The following is a 16,903-nucleotide window of genomic DNA, read 5'->3' as shown; positions in this document are numbered from 1 at the left end:
CACTCCTACTTCCGTAGTTCAAGCACACTGCGCAGGTATCTTCCAGTATGGGAAGCCTCCACTTGTGCCACCTGCTCTGGAGTTCCCTCCGCAACAACATATCCGCCCTCATTGCCGCCTTCCGGTCCCATATCAATGATATAGTCTGCCGATTTCATCACATCCAGATGATGTTCAATGACGATGACAGAATGCCCGCTGTCCATCAGCTTGTTCAGGGCAAGCAGCAGCTTCTGTATATCCGCCAGATGCAATCCCGTTGTAGGCTCATCTAGAATATACAGGTTGTGGGCGCCTTTCTTGATCTTGCCCAATTCGTAAGCCAGCTTCACTCTTTGCGCTTCTCCGCCGGACAAGGTGGTTGAACTTTGGCCAAGGGTCATATATCCCAGTCCCAGCTCATTCATAATCCCCAGTTTATGCTTAAGATACTTATGCTCCTCGAAGAAAATACTGGCTTCTTCCACGGTCATTTGCAGAACATCGGCTATGCTTTTATCCCGGATCTTGATTTCAAGCCCTTCTTCAGAGAACCGGTTGCCTTTGCACACCGGGCAGATGGATTCAATGTCAGCCATAAACTGCAGGCTTGTGACGATAATCCCGTCGCCCGCACAGTGTTCGCATCGTGTCCCGTTTGCATGGGTAAGGCTGAAGTCGATTGGCTGATACCCGCGCGCTACGGCAACAGGCTGCATGGCGAACAGGTCACGGATTTTATCGTATATCCCGATATAAGTGGCCGGATTGGATTTGCTGTTTCTCCCGATCGGTGTCTGATCAATATTGATCACATGGTTTAGCAGCTCCGAACCGAACAGATAATCATGCTCCCCGGCGACAATCCGTGCACCCGTTTTATCTATTCTCAGCTGCTTGGACAGAATCTCGTTGATCAGCGAGCTTTTCCCAGAGCCGGATACCCCGGTCACGCAGATAAAAACACCCAGCGGAATGTCCAGGTCCACATTCTTGAGATTATTCTCCCGGGCTCCCTGAATGGATAAGAAGTGATCTCCCAGATTCCGCCGCTGCTTGGGAATAGGGATGCTTGCGCTTCCGGATAAGTATTGGCCCGTAACCGACTCCGGCTCGTCCATAATATCCTTCATCGTTCCGCTCGCAACAATCTCCCCGCCATGAATACCGGGCCCTGGACCAATTTCGATGATATGGTCGGCAGACTGTATCGTATCCAGATCATGTTCAACCACTATGATCGTATTGCCGATATCGCACAGCTTTCTCATCGTATCAATCACCTTGCTCGAATCGCGCGGGTGAAGTCCGATGCTCGGCTCATCCATAATATAGAGCATGCCCATCAGCTCACTGCTGATCTGCGTCGACATTTTGATCCGCTGCATTTCGCCTCCGGACATACTATCGCTTCTTCTGCCCAGGTTGATGTAATAAAGCCCGATTTCGATCAGCAGGGAGATTCTCGTATGCAGCTCGCGGATAATAGTCTCCCCTACATCCCGTACCTCTTCCTCAAAGGTCAAGCCATCCAGAAATCCCAGCAGCTCATGCAGCTGCATGCGGCTAAGCTGGTCAAAATTCCGGTCCCCGACCGTAATCCGTAGCCGTTGTTTCTTCAGCCTCGCTCCACCGCATGCCGGGCATATTCGCTCGATCATGCACTCCTTGATAAAGGCCGGTTCAAATGCCTCCGAGGTGGATGACTTGCGGATGTATTGCTTGTACCAATGATCCATCTCATGCACAAATCCCGCAAACGGCCGGTCCCGGCCGGTAATCCAGTTCTTCTTTTGGGAGGCAGGCGGGTGCAGCATGGGGACGAGTTCGCCTTTGCTGCCGAAGAAGAGCAGCTCGTGAACCGATGTAGGAAGTTCATGGAATGGTGTATCCAGGCTGAAGCCATATTTTTGGGACAAGCTGTACATCATCACCGAGCGGTAGCTGTCTTTGCCCGATGTGTTGAACACCGTGTTCTTCAGCGCTCCTTTATTAATGCTTTTCTCCGGTGCAACCACCAGAAAACGCGGCTCCACGACATAGGACATGCCCACACCCATGCAGGTATGGCAGGCGCTTGCCGGTGTATTGAAGGAGAAATGGAACGGCTGCATATCGCAGAGGAAAAAATGATGCTCCCGGCAGCCAAAATGCTCGTAAAACCCGTCGTCCACTCCCCCGATCACTTCTACCTTGATCAATATATCCTCATCCAGCGCCAGCATCGCCGCCTCAATGGTCTTGGTCAGCTGTATGTAGGTGTCATGCTTTAAAGTGAAACGGTCAATAACCATTTCGATCTTGTAGATTGCAGATTCATCCAGCTCAATTTCTTCCGACAATGACACCGGAGCCCCATCAATAAGCAAATGCTTGAAGCCTTTGGTCCGCAGCTGCTGGAAAGTATAGCTGTAGTCTTCCCCGTAGATCTTGTATACTGGAGCCCGAAGCTCAACGACCGTGCCTTTAGGCAGCGCCGAGATATGTTCGGCGATCTGGGCTGCAGACAGCTGCTTGAGCGGATGGCTGCATTCCGGACAATGCCCGGTACCCGCTGTCGCGAACAACAGCCGCAAATAATCATTGGTATCCGTCACAGTCCCTACGGTGGAACGGGGATTATTGTTGCCCTTTTTCTGCTCTATGGCAATAACCGGGGACAACCCCCGCACAGAATCAACCTTGGCTTTCTTCACCTGGCTGATCCTGCTTTTGGCAAAATTCGAGATTGAATCGAGAAATCTCCGCTGTCCCTCCCCATAGATGACATCAAACGCAAGAGAGGATTTGCCCGAGCCGGATACCCCGGTGATGACCGTTAACTTGTCCCGCGGGATCTCTACGGAGATATTCTTGAGATTGTTCTGCTTGGCCCCCGATATTTCAATTGTCGTGCGTACGGACATATGACAATTCCCCCTTCTCTTTATGGAATATACAAGAAACCAATTTCCTCGACGGCCGGTTTGCTCTTGGAGGTGATGCGGATCGTTTGTGACACCTTCTCGATGACACCCTTCTCAGCCATATACTCCAGGATGTTGATCAGAAAATGACTTTGCATATGAAAATGCTTCGCCAGCAAGGTTACGGTCTTCATCTCCTGATCTGCCATAAATTCAATGACCGGGCGCTTAATCATGTCGAGATGACGGTCCAGGACTTGTCCTATTGTGTCTATGGCGTTCTGAATTTCATCCTCACTTAAGCGCCGGGACATCGGGTTCTGGTAAAAGGGGGCCATACGTTCCGGACTGTGTTCGAGGATCTTAAGGACCGACTCCCGGATCGGCGGCTCACCTTGTGAGCACAGCTCCATATTGGCGATCAGATTGCCTGCCTTAAGCAAAAAATACTGGGCATACAGCAGATCTTTGCGCACCGTCAGCCATTTTTGACATTTGTAGTACACATCAATCAACTCACAGGCATTCCAAAGCAGGGACAACGCAATATCATAGCTTCCCAGCTGCTTGAATTCTTCGAAGTAATCATAAAGACTATCATCAGAAGTATAGATCATTCGCCCCTTCGCAAAAAAAGACTGCGGCATCGACCCGCCGATTATTCGTTCAAAACCCCGCTTGAAGGTACTTCGCTCAAACAGCTGGACGTTTATCGTAATTCCATCCTCCACGAGGCAATACGCGTTCTGTTGCAGGGTTTGGTCGCGGACGACCAGGCCCATGTCGATATCGCTTTTCTCCCAGACTGAATCATAAGCGAGACTTCCGCACACAATGACGGCAATAACGTTCGGATCTTCCCTGACCCTGTCAACAAAGCTTTCCGTCGCAGCCAGATAGCGGTCTTTTAACTCCAGCAGTACTCTATCATCCATATCCAATTAATCCTCCACCGCTCCCTATGATTGAAATCGCTTGCCGATTCTGGAGCTTGTGGTAAAATTATACTTCACGTTTTTCATGAAAACCGGACAGAAATTGCTGGAAGGGAGACCCCAATGGATCATTATTTACTGGAAACTATCAACCAGACAACGGAATATATTGAAGAGCATCTGCTGGAAACGCTCTGTCTTGATGATATCTCCGGGCATGTCAATGTCTCCAAATTCCACCTGCTGCGCATCTGGAAAGGGGCTACAGCCACTGGATTAATGGAGTACGTGCGCAGAAGGCGGATTGCCCTGTCGCTTGGCGATCTGCTGAATCAGCGGAGCAGCATTGAATATATTTCCGCCAAATACGGCTTCAGCTGTGAACGGACCTACAACAGGGCCTTTAAGGAAGAGTATCATGTCACTCCGGCCAAATGGCGCAGATCGCCTTCCCCGCTGAATATCCTGGACCGGTTCAATGCCGACTTTATGAGCCGCGCCGGAGATGGCCTCGTTTTTTTTCGCTCCATCTCGGTATTGCCCCCTTTTTCAATAGCAGGACCCACCTATACTATTCATGCAGAGGACAACCTGCTGTCCCAGGCTGCGGCCTGTTATGGTGTCGAATTCTTCACGCTTTCCCGTTCCAGGATTATGAATCCGGTAGAGAAGGATGTCTATATCGGCTTCACTTCCATTCCCGAGCCCTTTACCGGCTCTATGACCTACCAGCCCTCCCTGCAAATCAACCACAGCAGCATCATCCCGCCTGACCTGAATATCAAACATATTAAACCGCATAAATACGGTGTGTTTACCTATATCGGGCTGCATCGGCCTGAGGAGATTACGCCGCACTCCCTGAGTGAAATCTGGGAATACATCACCTCAACCTGGATGCCGACCGTACCTTTTCAATTAGAGGAGAAGTTCAGCTTTGAATATATTAATTACGCCAAGGGCAACAAGCATTATTGCGAGTGTGATCTGTATTTTCCGATATCGGGATTATGAATTAGAGTCGCCTCAAAATAGTACATACAACAAACCAAGCCCCAGTACCTCAGAGCTTGGTTTGTTTGCGCGCTATAAAGGGATTTACGTTCAACATAGAATACTATATTTCTTTCTTCCACACGGTCAGCTCCACGTCCAGCTCAAAACCGATATGCTGATAAAAAGGCTGCATGGGACCCGTATATGCCTTGACCATCCCCATTGCCCGCAGCCGGTTTAGCGCTTCATAAATAATCGTTCGCCCCAGCCCATGCAACCTGTAATCCCTATGAGTACCCACCGGTTCAAGTATGCCCATCTTGTTCTCCTCATCCAGAAAAACATTGCAGAAAGACACGACCTCCCCTTGCCCATTAACAAGTGACAGATCAAGCTCAGGCCGATAACCGGGAGCTTCGGCAATCCCTCCATAATATTGAAGCATCTGCTCCGCATATGGAGTTCCCGGATAATTAAACGCCATAATATGCCCCTGCGCCTTAGCCCTATTAGAGACATCCGCTCCAGAGCAAAGAGTGAACCCCGATGGAATCTCCACAGGAAAAATCCGGTCCAGTGCGATAGAAACGAAATTATCGCTTTCGTTCGGAAGAAGCTCATATCCGCGACTTAGCGCCATCTTTTCCAGCTGTGGCATAAAGGCCGGAACAGCCAGTTTGCAATAACCGGCTGTTCCCTGGCGGGACCTCTCTTCAATGAATTCGAACATTTCCATGAGCAGGCTTTCCTGCGGCTGTTCTGTATCGAGTTGGAAATAGAAATCGCCATCCTTGCAGGCTACGGCAACCAGCTTACCGTCCTCTTCTTCCCATAACCCTATATTCTGCTCCCATTCGGGAAGCCACCCGGCATTCTTTTGCAGGAAAAAAATCTCGAATTCAAAGCGTGCAATCAGCCAACTATTCGGCCGCCCAAGATTGCTATAAACATGTGAAAGAAATTGGCGTACTTTCAGCATATCTTCCGAAGTATAGGCTCTGAACCGTACTGTCATCGTTAACCAGCCCCTTAATCTCTGTATGACCTTATTGTAAGGAAACTGCAGGCTGAGATGATATACCGAGATTACTTATTAAAAGTTGTACACCATGACTCATCTAATTATTTTGGTGTATCGTCCCCCACTCACATAAACCTTCCAAAACAGGCAATAACGTTTCGGCTTTATCTGTCAGACTGTACTCGACTTTAGGGGGAACTTGTGGATACTCTTTCCGTATCACCATACCGTCAGCTTCCAGTTCTTTCAGCTGTGAACTCAATGTTTTATACGTAATAGCTCCTATCTGTCTTTTCAGATCATTAAAGCGAACCGGTTGATTTTCTGCCAGCAGGTACATAATCACCATCTTCCATTTACCGCCAATAACGGACAAGGTGTAACCAAAAGGTGTATCTTGAATATTCTTAACCTTACCTTTATATTCAGCCATACTCATATTTACACTATCCTTTCTGGTAGTACCTATCAAAAAAGTGCGTACTATATTTTTATTTACGTTCACTTTATACTGACCTTACTTTGAAGTAAAGGAGAGAAAAAAATGGCTAATGTCAAAACCTACAATCACGATCTTTGGGATCACGGCATCACGCAGGGATACAGCGTAAACGGCACCATCTACATTTCGGGACAATTTTCGCACGATACGGAGGGCGCGTTTGTGGGCGAGGGCGATATCGAGGTACAGACCCGGCAGACGCTGGAGAATCTTGATCGCGTGCTGGCGGGATTTGGTGTCACGAGGTCGAACCTCGATTATGTGGAGGTTTATCTGACAAACGCGCAAGACTTTGAGACATGCCTCAAACTGTTCAAGGAATACATGGGAGATCACCGGCCAGCCGGCAGTCTCATCGGTGTGACCTTCCTAGCGTACCCTGAGCAACGGATCGAAATCAGTGCGGTCGCACACACTGACTAACTCCATCATCATACCTTGAAATCCAGCGCCTTACGATGTCGCAAAACTACGATGCTCGCGGCTCTTCATAAAGTTAAAAGGGGCTGTCCCAAAAGTAGATATTCTACTGACGAGTCAGATTCTCAAATTTCTCAAAAGCTTCAAATGTTAAAAAAGCAGCGATCCTCCCGTTATTGGAGAATCGCTGCTTTCTGTTTTTGGTCCATTGCAGCTTGCTTCAATAGATTATGGGCGAGCGAAAGCCAACCGACTTCTAGCGTCACTTTCTCCATGCCGCGAAGCAGAAATCGCCGGAACCCCCGGTTGTTCTTCAGTTGCCCAAATACACTTTCCGGCTCCGTCATTCGGCGTACCGCTAAGGCATAGCCCTCTTCACTCCGCAACCGTTCCCGCGCTTGGTTCTGGTATCGCAGCCGTTCCAGGCTGACGACCACCTCCCGATTTCCTGCCGCTTTCGTGCAACGCTCCTTTAGGGGGCGACCTTCACAGGAGCTGCTTCGGTAATGACGTCTATGAATTTCATAGCCGCCCTCTAAGGTCTCCTTGCTTCCCCTGTGGAAATGCAGCATGTTCCCGGCTGGGCACGTCCAGTGATCCTCGGCTGTGTTGTATGTCCAGTTCTCGATTTTACCAACGTTTGCTTTCCAGGCTTTACTCTTTTCCTTATGGTAGCTGCCGTACTTCACCACCGCCTGAATCTCTTTCTTTTCCAGATAGGCGTAGTTTTCTTCACTGCCGTAGCCTGCATCCGCAATGACTGTCTTTGGCAATTGTCCGAGGATCTGCTGCGTTTTTTCCATATGCGGCTCTAAACAGCGGGTGTCGGTCGGTGTTTGATGTAAACTGTAGGCTAAAATAAATTGGTTTTCGGTCCCGATTTGCACATTGTATCCCGGTTTCAGTTGGCCATTTCGCATGTGGTCTTCTTTCATCCGCATAAACGTTGCATCTGGATCTGTCTTGCTGAAACTGTTCCGGTCACCAAGCAGCTTTTGATATTGTTCGTACTTCAGCAGTCGGGGAAGCAAATCCTTACGCAACATCCGAACCGCTTTTTTCAGTGGTTTGTTCTTGGGCTTCTCCAGCAGTTGCGACTCTAGCGCCTGAGTCATTTGTTCGAGTTTCTCACTGCTGATCTCAGCGGACTCGCCAAGTTCGCTCAGGTCCTGGCCGCGGTGTTCCTGTTCTTCTTGTTCCTCCGCAGCCTCAATGTCGGCAAACAATGTATGTACCTTTTCTTGCAGTTTGGTACTAACGGCTTTCCCCCAAACAAAGGTGTAGCGATTGGCATTGGCCTCGATCTTGGTACCATCCACAAAGTAATGCTCCAGAGACACGTATTTTTCGTCAGCCAGAAACTGAAGCACGGCTGTAAATACCGTTTCAAGGACATTCCTCATTCGCTGGGAACGGAAGCGATTCAGCGTGCGAAAGTTGGGGCGTTGCCGTCCGGCCAGCCACATGAAAGGAAGGTTCTCTCGCACGGCCTTAGCGATTTGACGAAACGAAATAGATTCGCTGAGTATAGGCGTAAATAATGACTTTAGTAAGCATCTTTGGGTGATAGCTGTCGCGGCCGCCGCCGGGATAGGCAGCGTCAAAAATGGCGTCGTCCAGTCGATTGACGGCGGCATTCACGACACGAACAAGGTGACTTTCTGGAATATCTTCTTCCAGATCCATTGGCAAGCAAAGTTGGTCCATGGTATATTGAATGTACAAAAGAAACCTCTCCTTTGAAATGGTTGTGTGGTAACTCCATTTTACCAAAGGACGGTTTCTTTTTGTGATTTTAGAAAGATTTGAAGAAACTTTTTCCGCTTAAACAGCGGAGAGGACGGAACGATTGTGGAAAAGCGGTAGCGGTCGCCTTTGTCCCCGGATTTTTACCGCTAAGGAGAATAAATAAAATCTGGGGACAACAGCGATTGGAACAACGGTCCGTTCGCGGAGCGTCCACCCAAGGGCTCACGTTGATCCTACTCCAAAATAAGGGGAAGAGCATTAAGTTCACGGATATATTTCTGTATTAATAGCGGTTTACTGTGTAGTTGTTCCCGTAATTATTATCCCAATACGTTTGTCCATTTGCGGTGTAGGAGATAGCGTACTGAATTTGCGTAACACTTGGGTCAATATTATTAAAGCTGAAATGCCAGTTTTCTACGCTGCCATCGGAGTTCGCCGGCATGGAGTAGCTGGCGTATCCTTCCTTAGTTGTATTCCAGTTATCGGTTGTATATTTGATCTTAACCTCTTTGCTGACCGCTAAATTTTTGACATATACACTTCCCGAGAAGGTGTTCTCATATAAATCATCGGAAGCGCGAAAAACGTTCGGTTTACCAAGAATGGTTGAACTTTGATTAGAACGGCTGACGGAATAGTTTTGTCCGTTGTTATTGTCCCAATACGTTTGTCCATTGACTTCATACTTAATTGCAAATTGAATCGTTTCGGCATTTGCGAGCTGCGGATTTTTATTGTTAATGTTATCGGTGGAAACAGCAAAAGCCCATTTTTCATGCGTGGAGTCCGTTGGGCCTTGATTGGAGGCGTTCGTATCATACCACTGACCGTCTCCAGGAGTATAGTGAATAGTTACAGTTTTTGGGTTGCCCAGGTTGCTTACTTCGATATTGCCGCTGAATCCAACGTATCCAAACTTGTAAATATATAGATTGGCTGAAGTCAGTTGAACAGGCTGGTCACTGGCAAAGACAGATTGTGCAAACGTTAGCACAAAAACAGCTGCCAAAACCAAAATCGATAAACTCTTGTTCATCTTCTTAAACATTTTACGACATCTCCTTTTTTTGGTATGAAATTCAGGATAAATATACCATATAATATACCAATAGTAAATATATTTTATGTTAATTTTTGATAAAATGGATATGATTAGTTTTTATGGAAAACCCGTAACGTCAATCGTTTGCACATTTGTGTAATCTTTTGAACATAAGAATATCCCTGGAGCACAGCGGACGGAGGCTATTCCTGGACATCCCTAATGACCAGCGGGCGAAGCGGAGGCAATGGGAGAAATGTAGAAGGGGCTGTCCCAAAAGTAGATTTCTTTGACTGTGATAGCTTTCTTCATTCTTAAAACCACAAAAATTGAGCAAAGCAGCGATTCTCCCGTTACTGGAGAATCGCTGCTTTGCGTTTTTGGTCATTGGCTGCTTGCTTTAATAGATTATGGGCAAGGGAAAGCCAACCGACCTCGAGTTTCACTTTCTCCGTCCCACGAAGTAGGAAGCGCCGGAATCCCCGGTTGTTCTTCAGTTGGCCAAATACACTTTCCGGTTCCGTCATCCGGCGCGCGGCCAAGGCGTAACCTTCTTCACTCCGTAGAATCTCCCGAGCCTGACTCTGGTACCGCAGTCGTTCCAAACTGACGACCACTTCTCGATTTCCTTCGGCTTTCGTACATCGTTCCTTCAGTGGGCAGCCCTCGCAGCTCTGGCTACGGTAATGACGTTTTCGGATTTCATATCCACTCTCTAACGTTTCCTTGCTTTTTTTGCGGAAATGCAGCGTTTGTCCGGCGGCGATTTCTTTTTTGTGAATTTAGAAGGATTACAGAAACTTTTTCCTTTAAAAGCAGCGGAGAGGACGGAACGATTGTGGAAAAGCGGCAGCGGTCGTCTTGGTCTCCGGATTTTCACCGCTAAGGGGAATGTAAAAAATCTGGAGACCACAGCGATTGGAACAACGGTCCGTTCGCGGAGCGACCACCCAAGTGCTCACGTTGATCCTACTTAAAAACAAGGGGCTATCCCAAGCAGCCATTACATCACTTTTGATATGCTCCCCATATAGTAGACAGGTGAAATAATAAAAACCTGTTACTGTATGGGGAGTATTTTTATGGAACAAAAGAAGTTTACAGCATTTGAAAAATTAACGATTCTCCAAGAGGTTGAATGCGGCCAGATCGGGCTCAAGGCTGCAGCTCGAAAGTACGGATTATCTAAAACATCTCTAGTGAAGTGGCGACGACGTTATCAATTGTACGGTTTTGAGGGGCTGGAAGTCCGGTCCTGCAACCGAAAATATACTGTGGAAATTAAGCGCCAGGCCGTTAAAGATTATATGGAGGGGGCATTGTCGCAATATCAAATCATCGACAAGTATAAGATCGCAAGTCGAACCCAACTCGCCAACTGGATTAAGAAGTATAATGGTCATAGCAGCAGCTTAACAGCTAATTCAGGAGGAACTAGAGCTATGACCAAAGGACGCGTAACCACTTGGCAGGAACGGATGGATATCGTGCTGTACTGCCTGTCGAATGGACAAGACTACACAAAGGCAGCAAACCATTTCCAGGTTTCTTACCAACAAATATATAGCTGGGTGAAGAAGTACGAAATAGGCGGCGAAGAGGCATTACGAGACGGCAGAGGACGTACCAAAGCACCTGAAGAGCTCACAGAAGCAGATCGCCACAAACTCGCGATGCAAAAGCTGGAATATGAGAATGCGCGGCTGCGTGCAGAGAATGCTTTTCTAAAAAAGTTAGAGGAACTCGAAAGGAGGAGACGCTAAGTCACGTTCGTCAGGAGAACATCTACCTGGCTATTCAGGCCGTTCAGCAAGAGGAGTCTTGCTCTATTCAGCTTTTGTGTAACATCGCAGGGATCTCACGGTCAAGCTACTACAAATGGTTGAATCGTGAACCCAGTTCCCGGGAGACCGACAACGTGAAACTTACACAGGCCATGCTTCTCCTGTATGAGAAGGTGGAACGAATCTTTGGGTATCGTCAATTGACCCTGCATTTGCGCAGACAAATGGGTAGAGTCATTAACGCGAAGCGAGTGTACCGTCTCATGAGGCTCCAAGGCATCCAGTCCGTCATCCGCAGAAAGAGGAAGAAGTACGTAGGCTCTGCGCCTCAGCAGGTTGCAGAGAACGTACTGAACCGTAAATTCGAGGCGGAAATGCCAAACCAAAAGTGGGTAACCGATGTAACGGAATTTAAATATGGTAACGGGCGGAAGGCGTATTTAAGTGCAATAAAAGATCTACATGACAAGTCCATTGTTGCTTACGTTCTGGGTCATTCTAATAATAATTCGCTGGTTTTTAAGACGCTGGAGTTGGCTTTGCAGGCAGCACCAGAGACCCACCCCTTACTTCATAGCGACCGTGGTTTCCAGTATACCTCTCTGCACTTTAAGCAGATGCTGGACGAGGCAGAACTAACGCAGAGCATGTCCCGGGTGGGCTGCTGTATTGATAACGGACCCATGGAATCCTTCTGGGGGACACTCAAATGTGAGAAGTACTACTTGCATACCTACCAAACCTTTGAAGAGCTCCAACAAGACATTGATAATTACATACATTTTTACAATTACGAACGGTTACAGGCAAAACTAAACGGCCTCAGTCCCAATGAATTCAGGACTAAGGCCGCTTAAGGATCTTTTATTATTTACGCTGTCTACTTGACGGGGTGCAGTTCACTTTTGGGACAGCCCCCAATGTTATCTCTTCGAATATACGATTTTCTTAATACTCTCTACCGACAATCCGAACTGGTCTGACAATTGATCGATGGTCACACCCTCGCGGAAACTCTGGCGGATCTTTTCATTACGGGCAATATAATAGTTTGCCGCACCAGAATTCTCGCCCCATTTTCTCCGCTCGGTTGAACGGGTTGGAATATAGATCAATTCCCCCTGAATATACCGCTGGATCTCCTGGAGTAGTCGATCCGGGAACACATCTGTCGCTCTTATATAATCCATAATTGGCTCGCTCCTTAAAATAGAATAGATATTCTAAGGGCAAAGCCTGCTTTAATAAACACAACTTTTAAGTTACTACAGGCGAAATTATTCCTTCGCTCCATGCCAAGCTTCGCCTTGTTTATTCCGCAGGCTTTGCATGGAGCTTGTTGAGTACGAAATCAATAATCTGGTACAAGGTTTACACCCCCTAATCAGCGCCTTATGTCACCAAGCAGAGTTACAAATCATGGTATTCACAAATCTTACTGTAAAATATAAATTCAAACAAGGCAATCACTAAAATTAAACCTTCCGGGAGCTCTGAAGGAATACAAAAATCACCCCCACATCCGAAGATGTTCAGCTCCAGAGAATAAGGGTCCTTCTCCAGTGACGTTAATATACTAGGATTGCTGATATACGGTAGCTGTAATCTTATCTTTCGGACAAATAAACATATAATAGATGCCCTCTCCGTAAGGGCCAAGCTGTGACCAATCCAACTGGGCTATAAATATCATATTTTCAGAGCAGCAGGGACAGGCCGGATATTCTGCATCCTGAATCCAGGTCGGGTGTCCGCCAACCTGCGAGGCTGCGGGTTCCAGTGTCCACTCCACGGCATGATAGGCATTCCGCGGTTGGGCAGCGAGATGCAGGCGTGGTGCAGCGGCTAAATACTCGTCATTATCGTCGGCTAGATTAAGCTCCGGCAATGGTTGCGGAGCTTGATTGTATAGGCTCCAGCGGGGTTCTCCTTGAACTCCAGTTTCCATATAAATCACACTGTAACTGCCGCAGGACAGGCATGTATCCACCTTAAGCCACTCATCTTCCAGAGCCAAATCACGAATCGACGGGTGATTCTTCCGCAGCTCCATCAGCCGCATTAACCCGCCGCCGCACCACGGGCATTCCTCCGGGGCCGCTCCCAGAAACCGCGCCGCTTCTTTTGCAGCAAGTTCAGCATCCAGCGGTTCCGCTGCCCGTTCAATTGCAAATACGGTGTGAGAAAACAAATCCCGCCGCACTCCGGCTTCTGTAAGCTTCCAGCCGGCTTCAAGTGAGTATTGATCAGGTGAAACAAAAAGCTCTTTCGCCCACTGGGGCGGATGCTGCCGCCACTGCTGAAACTGCTGAACAATCCGTCCGTCTCCTATCCAGGCTAAGGCCAGCAGCAGATGATTGCGGTTCTCACTATCCTGTTCCACCTGTTCCAGCAGCTGATCCCGGACCTCCGCTGAAGCATCTTTATACAGAATCCCCGGGTAATACAGCTCATGGCCGATGAGCTCAGGGATACAGTCCGTAAGCCGCACGTTGTTGTAACAGAGCAGCGACAAAAGAATATCCACGCTGGTCTCCTCGTCACCGGCAATGAGCAGCTCTAATGCATATACCTTCATCCTCTCCGCATCCTCACCCGACAAGGAAGAATACACCTGCTCGCGGTTTAAGGGATAGGGCAGATAGCGGATCAAAGGGTCGTAGGCTCGTTTTGCATGCATAATCTTAAGCACTTCCACCGGATCAGTGATTCCTTTATATAGATCCACATCCCTGCGGTGCTGTTCAATATACGCCTGGCGTTTGCGGCGTTCCTGTTCCTGATAACACGGCATGCAGAATCCGCCCGTTTTGTGGGCAGTAGCCGGTAAAATGGTTGCCGCACAGTCTTCGCTTTGGCAGGGAATCCGTTCCGTCACTATATTCCACCTCACTCACTTACAGGTTCACCCTGAATTATTTCTCCTGCTTCTGCTCTTTCTTCTTCTTTTTCGCTTTGTCCTCTGCATGTTGAAGATTCTCAGCCACTCTAAATTCAACGATCCGTCTGATCAAATCATAGGGCATCGGCTTATCTAAAGGGAATTGAACGGAACCTTTGGCTCCCTTGTATTCCGCCAGCTCCTCTTTGAAGGCTTCAATCCCGCTCGGTGCCGGATACAATCCAATATGTTTCTTAAATGCCGCAAAATGGACCAGATTGCCATGCAGCTCGAAAGTAGGCATCTGATAACTTATCTTTTCTTTCGCCTCAGGGGCCGATTCTTGAATGACCTTTCTCAACGTTTGGAGGATCTCCTGAACTTCAGGAGCAGATCTTGAAATATAATCATCCACAGATTCATAAGTAATTTTGTTGTCCATAACGTTTCTCTCCTTTAGCTGCCAACGGGGAATCCGCAGCATAAATTATTTTTTTCTGATCTTTTCTGTTTCCCGCTCGTAGATTTCAATGTACTCCTGCACCGCAATCTTGCGGCTCAGTTCGGCAATAAGCCCGTATGGAATGTTGTTTGTTTTTTTGAACCGGATACATGATTTGCCCATATCAAGCTTTGTCTGGACATGCTTCGGATACTCCCCGCGGAACCACACCAGTAGCTCAGGGTGCATATACAGTCCCATATGATACAGTGCGATAAAATTCTTTTGTGAGGCTATGCTTATAAACGGAAGAGGCTGTTCAGCATTCACGTGATAACCCGGCGCATACAAGTGATGTGGAACAACATAAGTAATCATGCCATAGGACATCGTTTCCTCGAAGCCGCTTGGAAGATTCCCCTTGATTGTGCTCCGTAGCTGCTTAATGGCTTCCTGACGATCTTCCGGCAGTTGGCTGATGTAGTCTTCCGGACTTTCCGACTCGTATTTCATGCTGACCCTCCTCGAAGAAAACACTTTAATTTATCTCAATATTAAATTGAATCCGGAAACTAGACAAGTTTACGTCAACGTCGCCTGCTTCCTTCCATCCAGCAGACCGTTTGAAAATGGGTGAATGGAGTAGGCATATCGCCTGATCCATGTATCCATGGCAAACGTATACTATGGTACATTCACACAATAAAGTTGAGAAAGGAATTAGCGTATGATCGAACTTGCGTTAGCTTTTCAGGATCAGGATGGACACTATGCCGAGCATGCCGGAGTTGTTTTAGCCTCGGTTTTCCACAATACCGCTTCCCGTGTTAATGTTCATATTTTGCATGATCAGACTTTAACGGAAGAGAACAAGTCAAAGCTCATGAGACTAACAAGCCGATATAAACACACCATTACCTTCTATCCCATTACTCTTCCTGAAAACATGCTTCAGGTAATGGAAAATGTAGGCTCGATTAATGTATGGACACAGGCATGTATGTACCGCTTGCTTCTTCCCGCACTTATCCCGGTTGAAAAAATCATCTATCTGGACTGCGATGTGCTGGTCAATATGGACCTTGAAGAGCTGTGGCGAATTGATCTGGGACAGTATTATTTAGGCGCAGTTTGGGATCAGGGCATTATGGAAGTTGCACATGTTATCAATTCCAAAGGTTTGGTTCCCGAGCGTTATTTCAATTCCGGAGTGGTTCTGTTTGCCCTGAATACTATCCGCTGCCACCAGGAATGGTACGAAGAAACACTGCACTTTTTGCGCAGTTTCCCGGATTCCACGATGCCTGATCAGGATGCATTGAATGCAGTTTTCGGGGGGAATTACCTTCAGTTGGATCGGCGCTTCAATTTCTTCAACCAGTCTATACCCAATCATGACTTCCATAATAAAATTATCCATTTTACCGGAGCGGAAAAGTTCTGGGATCAAAACTCTCCGGGGGCAGGTCTGCATCATAAATACCTCAGCCTGACGCCGTGGAGAAAATTCAGAACGTATTTGAAACGGAGAAAGCGGAAAGTCACCCACCTTAAACTTCGTTACAAAAAAAGCAGAAGACTTCACTTGAAAGTGAAACGGTCGAAGACTCTCCGCCTCTCCTTAACCGAACTAAGCATCATTAGACAGCTCAGAAGCCGTAGAGCGAATCTTCTCAAAGCCAAAAGAAAAAGCCGTTATACTAGACATTAGCTTGGAGCAAACAGCCATTTGATATGGCTGTTTGCTTGCTTTTGGACTATATAAACTAACTGGGCGTAAAATATGGAGAACTGTAAAGAAAGTAAAAAGGAGCTAACACGATGGAGGATTCTTACATACAGGCAGCGGCAAAACTTAGCACTCTCTTGTTCATGATCATTGCTTTGATCCAATTGCTGCTGACGTTCGGTATGCCCTGGGGTGAAATCACAATGGGCGGGAGAAATAAAGGCAAATTGCCTGGAAAGCTGCGTTTGTTCAGTCTGCTGTCGGTTTTCATTCTCTTGTTCTTTTCAGCAGTTTCACTGCAACACGCCGGAGTCCTTGCCTCAGGATTCAGCTTTCATTTCACATCTATTTTTATCTGGATCATTGCTGTTTATTTGGGCCTGAATACGTTCGCCAACCTTTTCTCCAAGAGTCCAAAAGAAAAATGGATCATGACCCCTTTAGCCGGGATCGCCTTCTTGTCCGTGTTAACAGTGGCCATTTACAGGTAAGCACCGGTCAACAAATTCACCTA

Annotated in this window: 17 protein-coding genes; 5 read left to right on the top strand and 12 right to left on the bottom strand. The window is 47.4% G+C overall.

The window, feature by feature from the left end:
* Window positions 1-5: 5 nt before the first annotated feature.
* Entirely contained in the window at window positions 6-2,885 is a 2,880-nt protein-coding gene (gene uvrA / locus NST07_RS11175; RefSeq protein WP_342481566.1) for an excinuclease ABC subunit UvrA, read from the bottom strand.
* Window positions 2,886-2,905: 20 nt separating this feature from the next.
* Window positions 2,906-3,820, bottom strand: coding sequence for a nucleotidyltransferase (locus tag NST07_RS11170; protein ID WP_342481565.1), 915 nt, complete (start codon window positions 3,818-3,820; stop codon window positions 2,906-2,908).
* A gap of 123 nt (window positions 3,821-3,943) precedes the next feature.
* Here NST07_RS11170 and NST07_RS11165 point away from each other — a divergent pair, with 123 nt between their 5' ends.
* Complete coding sequence (locus tag NST07_RS11165) at window positions 3,944-4,834, top strand: helix-turn-helix domain-containing protein (RefSeq protein ID WP_342481564.1); 891 nt, start codon at window positions 3,944-3,946, stop codon at window positions 4,832-4,834.
* 103 nt (window positions 4,835-4,937) lie between these two features.
* Here NST07_RS11165 and NST07_RS11160 read toward each other — a convergent pair whose 3' ends face one another.
* Window positions 4,938-5,831: a GNAT family N-acetyltransferase gene (locus NST07_RS11160; RefSeq protein WP_342481563.1), complete on the bottom strand. Its 894-nt coding sequence runs from the start codon at window positions 5,829-5,831 to the stop codon at window positions 4,938-4,940.
* A 103-nt stretch (window positions 5,832-5,934) separates the two neighbouring features.
* A complete protein-coding gene (locus NST07_RS11155; RefSeq protein ID WP_038589298.1) occupies window positions 5,935-6,276 on the bottom strand; it encodes a helix-turn-helix domain-containing protein in 342 nt (113 codons plus the stop codon).
* A gap of 105 nt (window positions 6,277-6,381) precedes the next feature.
* On the opposite strand from NST07_RS11155, the gene NST07_RS11150 reads away from it, so the two are divergent.
* On the top strand, window positions 6,382-6,762 hold the full coding sequence (locus NST07_RS11150; RefSeq protein WP_341378104.1) for a RidA family protein: 381 nt from the start codon (window positions 6,382-6,384) through the stop codon (window positions 6,760-6,762).
* 170 nt (window positions 6,763-6,932) lie between these two features.
* Here NST07_RS11150 and NST07_RS11145 read toward each other — a convergent pair whose 3' ends face one another.
* From NST07_RS11145 to NST07_RS11130, 4 genes are all read right to left on the bottom strand, one after another.
* A complete protein-coding gene (locus NST07_RS11145; protein ID WP_342481940.1) occupies window positions 6,933-8,363 on the bottom strand; it encodes an IS1182 family transposase in 1,431 nt (476 codons plus the stop codon).
* Window positions 8,251-8,484: a hypothetical protein gene (locus NST07_RS11140; RefSeq protein ID WP_341097835.1), complete on the bottom strand. Its 234-nt coding sequence runs from the start codon at window positions 8,482-8,484 to the stop codon at window positions 8,251-8,253. Before NST07_RS11140 ends, NST07_RS11145 begins: the two co-directional genes overlap by 113 nt.
* 307 nt (window positions 8,485-8,791) lie before the next feature.
* The gene (locus tag NST07_RS11135; protein ID WP_342481562.1) at window positions 8,792-9,559 is read right to left on the bottom strand and encodes a hypothetical protein; all 768 of its coding nucleotides are present in this window, start codon (window positions 9,557-9,559) and stop codon (window positions 8,792-8,794) included.
* 347 nt (window positions 9,560-9,906) lie between these two features.
* Window positions 9,907-10,302: a transposase gene (locus tag NST07_RS11130; protein WP_342481939.1), complete on the bottom strand. Its 396-nt coding sequence runs from the start codon at window positions 10,300-10,302 to the stop codon at window positions 9,907-9,909.
* A 333-nt stretch (window positions 10,303-10,635) separates the two neighbouring features.
* On the opposite strand from NST07_RS11130, the gene NST07_RS11125 reads away from it, so the two are divergent.
* A protein-coding gene (locus tag NST07_RS11125; RefSeq protein WP_342481277.1) for an IS3 family transposase occupies window positions 10,636-12,194 on the top strand; the annotation gives its coding sequence in 2 pieces (ribosomal slippage) (window positions 10,636-11,269 and window positions 11,269-12,194; 1,560 coding nt in all).
* 66 nt (window positions 12,195-12,260) lie between these two features.
* Here the strand turns inward: NST07_RS11125 and NST07_RS11120 are convergent.
* From NST07_RS11120 to NST07_RS11105, 4 genes are all read right to left on the bottom strand, one after another.
* Window positions 12,261-12,527: a CD3324 family protein gene (locus NST07_RS11120; RefSeq protein WP_341091658.1), complete on the bottom strand. Its 267-nt coding sequence runs from the start codon at window positions 12,525-12,527 to the stop codon at window positions 12,261-12,263.
* A 386-nt stretch (window positions 12,528-12,913) separates the two neighbouring features.
* Window positions 12,914-14,215, bottom strand: coding sequence for a DUF1963 domain-containing protein (locus NST07_RS11115; RefSeq protein WP_342481561.1), 1,302 nt, complete (start codon window positions 14,213-14,215; stop codon window positions 12,914-12,916).
* A 37-nt stretch (window positions 14,216-14,252) separates the two neighbouring features.
* Complete coding sequence (locus NST07_RS11110; protein ID WP_342481560.1) at window positions 14,253-14,660, bottom strand: DUF1801 domain-containing protein; 408 nt, start codon at window positions 14,658-14,660, stop codon at window positions 14,253-14,255.
* 45 nt (window positions 14,661-14,705) lie between these two features.
* Window positions 14,706-15,173 carry a DUF1801 domain-containing protein gene (locus NST07_RS11105; RefSeq protein WP_341091654.1) on the bottom strand — a complete coding sequence of 156 codons (468 nt, stop codon included), beginning with the start codon at window positions 15,171-15,173 and terminating at the stop codon, window positions 14,706-14,708.
* Window positions 15,174-15,387: 214 nt separating this feature from the next.
* Between NST07_RS11105 and NST07_RS11100 the strand changes: the two genes are divergently transcribed.
* Together NST07_RS11100 and NST07_RS11095 are read left to right on the top strand one after the other, a co-directional pair.
* A complete protein-coding gene (locus tag NST07_RS11100; RefSeq protein WP_341091653.1) occupies window positions 15,388-16,371 on the top strand; it encodes a glycosyltransferase family 8 protein in 984 nt (327 codons plus the stop codon).
* 110 nt (window positions 16,372-16,481) lie between these two features.
* The gene (locus NST07_RS11095) at window positions 16,482-16,880 is read left to right on the top strand and encodes a hypothetical protein (RefSeq protein WP_342481559.1); all 399 of its coding nucleotides are present in this window, start codon (window positions 16,482-16,484) and stop codon (window positions 16,878-16,880) included.
* The last annotated feature ends 23 nt before the right edge of the window (window positions 16,881-16,903 follow it).

The organism is Paenibacillus sp. FSL L8-0340, from assembly GCF_038593145.1.
Taxonomy (GTDB): domain Bacteria; phylum Bacillota; class Bacilli; order Paenibacillales; family Paenibacillaceae; genus Paenibacillus_AQ.
Note: the sequence above shows the minus strand (reverse complement) of the source record. Positions and strands in the feature narration are given on the sequence as shown.

Excerpts from the sequence above, each read along its gene's own strand:
- NST07_RS11095 (WP_342481559.1), top strand. The coding sequence starts at position 16,482 with ATGGAGGATTCTTACATACAGGCAGCGGCAAAACTTAGCACTCTCTTG.
- NST07_RS11105 (WP_341091654.1), bottom strand. The coding sequence starts at position 15,173 with ATGAAATACGAGTCGGAAAGTCCGGAAGACTACATCAGCCAACTGCCG.
- NST07_RS11170 (WP_342481565.1), bottom strand. The coding sequence starts at position 3,820 with ATGGATGATAGAGTACTGCTGGAGTTAAAAGACCGCTATCTGGCTGCG.
- uvrA (WP_342481566.1), bottom strand. The coding sequence starts at position 2,885 with ATGTCCGTACGCACGACAATTGAAATATCGGGGGCCAAGCAGAACAAT.
- NST07_RS11160 (WP_342481563.1), bottom strand. The coding sequence starts at position 5,831 with ATGACAGTACGGTTCAGAGCCTATACTTCGGAAGATATGCTGAAAGTA.
- NST07_RS11100 (WP_341091653.1), top strand. The coding sequence starts at position 15,388 with ATGATCGAACTTGCGTTAGCTTTTCAGGATCAGGATGGACACTATGCC.
- NST07_RS11120 (WP_341091658.1), bottom strand. The coding sequence starts at position 12,527 with ATGGATTATATAAGAGCGACAGATGTGTTCCCGGATCGACTACTCCAG.
- NST07_RS11135 (WP_342481562.1), bottom strand. The coding sequence starts at position 9,559 with ATGTTTAAGAAGATGAACAAGAGTTTATCGATTTTGGTTTTGGCAGCT.
- NST07_RS11150 (WP_341378104.1), top strand. The coding sequence starts at position 6,382 with ATGGCTAATGTCAAAACCTACAATCACGATCTTTGGGATCACGGCATC.
- NST07_RS11110 (WP_342481560.1), bottom strand. The coding sequence starts at position 14,660 with ATGGACAACAAAATTACTTATGAATCTGTGGATGATTATATTTCAAGA.
- NST07_RS11155 (WP_038589298.1), bottom strand. The coding sequence starts at position 6,276 with ATGAGTATGGCTGAATATAAAGGTAAGGTTAAGAATATTCAAGATACA.
- NST07_RS11165 (WP_342481564.1), top strand. The coding sequence starts at position 3,944 with ATGGATCATTATTTACTGGAAACTATCAACCAGACAACGGAATATATT.